Source organism: Dyella sp. C11 (genome assembly GCF_003121485.1).
Classification (GTDB): Bacteria; Pseudomonadota; Gammaproteobacteria; order Xanthomonadales; family Rhodanobacteraceae; genus Dyella.
The window spans coordinates 1-3,027 of the sequence record NZ_QAVX01000045.1; the positions used below are offsets into that span (position 1 = coordinate 1).

Genomic DNA, 3,027 nt, shown 5'->3' on the forward strand with positions numbered 1-3,027 from the left:
GGGTATTAGATAGAGCCCAGGCTGCGGCCGGTAGACATTGTCAGGGCTAGGCTTGTTCATGAGGGTGGCCTGACGATGACTCGCCCCCCCCCCCGATTAACAGTCAGGTCGTCACCACTGTTTCCCAAGCAGATCACGCTGTTCCAAAGTCGAACAGCCCAGAAGGGACTTATTGTATCGACCGATACATTATATTTACGCATCGATCGATACAGTATCGTCGGACAGCAAAGACAGGCTCTTCCTATGGGCAGGCACAAACAATTCGATGAAGGCGAAGTACTTGATGCCGCCGCAGAACTATTCTGGGCCAAAGGTTACGGTGCCACGTCCACGCGCGACCTGACCCGGGAAACAGGGCTGTCAATAACCAGCCTCTATCACACGTTCAGCGACAAACGGGGTTTGTATCTACAGGTGCTTAATCGGTACTTGGACCGCACCCTGCACGAACGACTGAACCGCGTAGAAGCCAAATTTTCGCCCCGTAAAGCGATTGCGGTGTTCTTCAAAGAAATGGCAGCGACATCGCTAGCCGACGAACAACACCGTGGCTGCATGCTCGTAAATACCGCCATTGAAGCGACATCAGCTGATGCCGAGCTGCAGCAGATGGTGGCGGAAGAGACGCGCCTGATCGAGTCCTTTTTCCTTCGTTGTATCCGCGCTGGTCAGGCGACCAAAGAGATCGATGACGCCAAAGATGCCAAGGATCTTGCACGTGCATTACTGGCAGTCCTTATGGGTTTGCGCGTACTTGCCCGCATTCGACCGGAAAAGTCATTGATAGAGGGCCTGATCGGGCCAGCGCTGTCTATGCTGGAACCTGCCCACCCGAACTAAACTACTTTATTTCTGGAGCCGATATGGCACGCGTCGAAGATGCGGGCACGGTGTCCTGCGGAGTAAATCATGACGAACATTCAACATCGAACCATTAAAGCCAATGGTATCAATCAGCATTTTATAGATGCCGGGAACGGCGTTCCGGTGGTGCTCCTCCATGGCTTCCCTGAAACCAACTATGGTTGGCGTCATCAGATTCCCGTGCTAGCCAAGCGCTACCGCGTGATCGCCCCGGATTTGCGCGGCTATGGCAAGACTGACAAGCCAGCCGATGGATACGACAAACGCAATATGGCGCTGGATCTTCGGGAGCTGATGAATGCGCTCGATCTATCCAAGATCGCACTCGTCGGCCACGACAGAGGCGCGCGCGTCGCTACGCGCTTCGTAAAAGACCATCCTGAGCTGGTTGACCGCCTGGTCGTGATGGACAACGTGCCCACACGAATCGTTGCGCGCGAGTTCAATGCGAAGATGGCCAAAGTCTACTGGTTCTTCATGTTTCATCTAGTCCCCGAGCTTCCTGAGGCTCTGATTGAAGGTCGCGAGGAACCCTGGCTGCGTTACTTCTTTTCGGCATGGAGCCACAACAAGGCTGCCTTTACCGAAGAAGACATGGCGGCTTATATCGACGCCTATCGTCAACCCGGAGCGGTGCGCGGCGCACTGGCCGATTACAGGGCCAATGCCACAGACGTGGCACAGGATCTCGTCGATGCAGACGTAAAGATCGACATACCAACGCTATCGCTATGGGGCGCCGAGTTCGACGGCGTTGGCAAAATGTTCGATATGCCAAGGGTGTGGGCCGAAATGGCGAGCAACTTACGCACATATGCCGTACCTGGCGCCGGCCATCTCGTGCAAGAGGAGCAGCCAGAAATCGTCAACATGCTGTTGCTCGATTTCCTCAAGGACTGGAACGGCTGATTTTGTACATATCAGATCCGTGCAGTTACCAGCTGCGCGGATCTCAAGCGCGGCAGCTACTTACTTATGAACGTCCTGCTCAATATCGTTCTTCCCGTCTTCGCACTTATCGGTGCGGGCTGGTTCGCACGTCGACGCCGATGGCTCGGCGAAACGGCAGCGGCAGAACTCAATCGCTTTGTCGTGTACGTCGCCATGCCCGCCCTACTCTTCCGCATCATGGCAACGGCCAGCTGGCATGACTTGCGACAGCCAGGTTTTATCGCAGCATTCACCATAGGATGTGGCGTTGTCTTTGTGATCGCTTTGATACGCGGACGCCTGCGAGGACAAAGCCTTTCGCATTCCAATCTCGATGGACTCAATGCAAGCTACGCAAACGTAGGCTTCATCGGGTTCCCTTTGTGCCTCGCCGCCTTTGGCCCCGCAAGCCTTACTTCGGTGACCATCACAGCCATAGTGACAGTCTGCGTGCTCTTTGGCGCCTCAGTCGCTCTCATGGAGATTGATCAAAGCCAGGAAGGAGGCTGGCGCATCCTTCGCAAAGTACTCTTTTCTGTTGCCAAAAATCCGATGGTGCTGGCGCCAGTCCTTGGTGTGCTCTACGCAGCCCTGATGCCAACCATTCCCGTCGGCGCGGACCACTTCCTCAAATACCTGGCTGACGCAGCAAGTCCGTGCGCACTGGTCTCACTGGGCGCTTTCATAGGCGAGCGACGCGAAGCTGCCCCTTGGTCTCGGGTCACCTCACTCGTGGCGCTCAAGCTTGCCGCTCAGCCCGCGGCGACATGGCTACTGGCTCACGAGGTGTTCCAGATCTCTATGCAGGCAACGGGAGTTGCCGTGGTTATAGCCGCACTGCCAACAGGCACCGGCCCCTACATGCTTGCGAACATGTATGGAAAAGACGCCCAGGTGGTTGCAAGCAGCATCCTGATTTCAACGCTGCTTTCCATTGTGACCATCTCTTTGCTTATAGCCCTATTTCATACAGGCTAGCTTGTAAGCAGCAGGAGGACACAGGCACACGTGCTTATTCAAGCCTTAAGATGGTCGAGTCAACGTGTGCCTTGTGATCTGATGCGAAGAGGCAAGATGTGGCGCACAAGTTAGCTTTGGTCTGTGTGCAGGCGGAAATTTTTGCTCAATTTCCTGCAGCGTAAAACGACGCCGCTTGAGCCATTTCGTCAGGCGTCATGTTCCGCGCAATGTTTCGCATCTGCCCGTTGATATCGTTGTGCCGGCTTGGAT

At 55.1% G+C, this 3,027-nt stretch carries 3 protein-coding genes; all 3 read left to right on the forward strand.

The window, feature by feature from the left end; translation table 11 throughout:
* Positions 1 to 75 precede the first annotated feature (75 nt).
* The 3 genes from DK366_RS21050 (at position 76) to DK366_RS21060 (ending at position 2,775) form a co-directional block, all read left to right on the forward strand.
* Positions 76 to 843 carry a TetR/AcrR family transcriptional regulator gene (locus tag DK366_RS21050; RefSeq protein ID WP_198651653.1) on the forward strand — a complete coding sequence of 256 codons (768 nt, stop codon included), beginning with the start codon at positions 76 to 78 and terminating at the stop codon, positions 841 to 843.
* Positions 844 to 912: 69 nt separating this feature from the next.
* Positions 913 to 1,776: an alpha/beta hydrolase gene (locus DK366_RS21055; protein WP_109127518.1), complete on the forward strand. Its 864-nt coding sequence runs from the start codon at positions 913 to 915 to the stop codon at positions 1,774 to 1,776.
* Positions 1,777 to 1,842: 66 nt separating this feature from the next.
* The gene (locus tag DK366_RS21060) at positions 1,843 to 2,775 is read left to right on the forward strand and encodes an AEC family transporter (protein WP_109127519.1); all 933 of its coding nucleotides are present in this window, start codon (positions 1,843 to 1,845) and stop codon (positions 2,773 to 2,775) included.
* The last annotated feature ends 252 nt before the right edge of the window (positions 2,776 to 3,027 follow it).

What these genes read in the sequence shown, in the direction of transcription:
- DK366_RS21050 (WP_198651653.1), top strand. Translation starts at nt 76, where the DNA reads ATGACTCGCCCCCCCCCCCGATTAACAGTCAGGTCGTCACCACTGTTT.
- DK366_RS21060 (WP_109127519.1), top strand. Translation starts at nt 1,843, where the DNA reads ATGAACGTCCTGCTCAATATCGTTCTTCCCGTCTTCGCACTTATCGGT.
- DK366_RS21055 (WP_109127518.1), top strand. Translation starts at nt 913, where the DNA reads ATGACGAACATTCAACATCGAACCATTAAAGCCAATGGTATCAATCAG.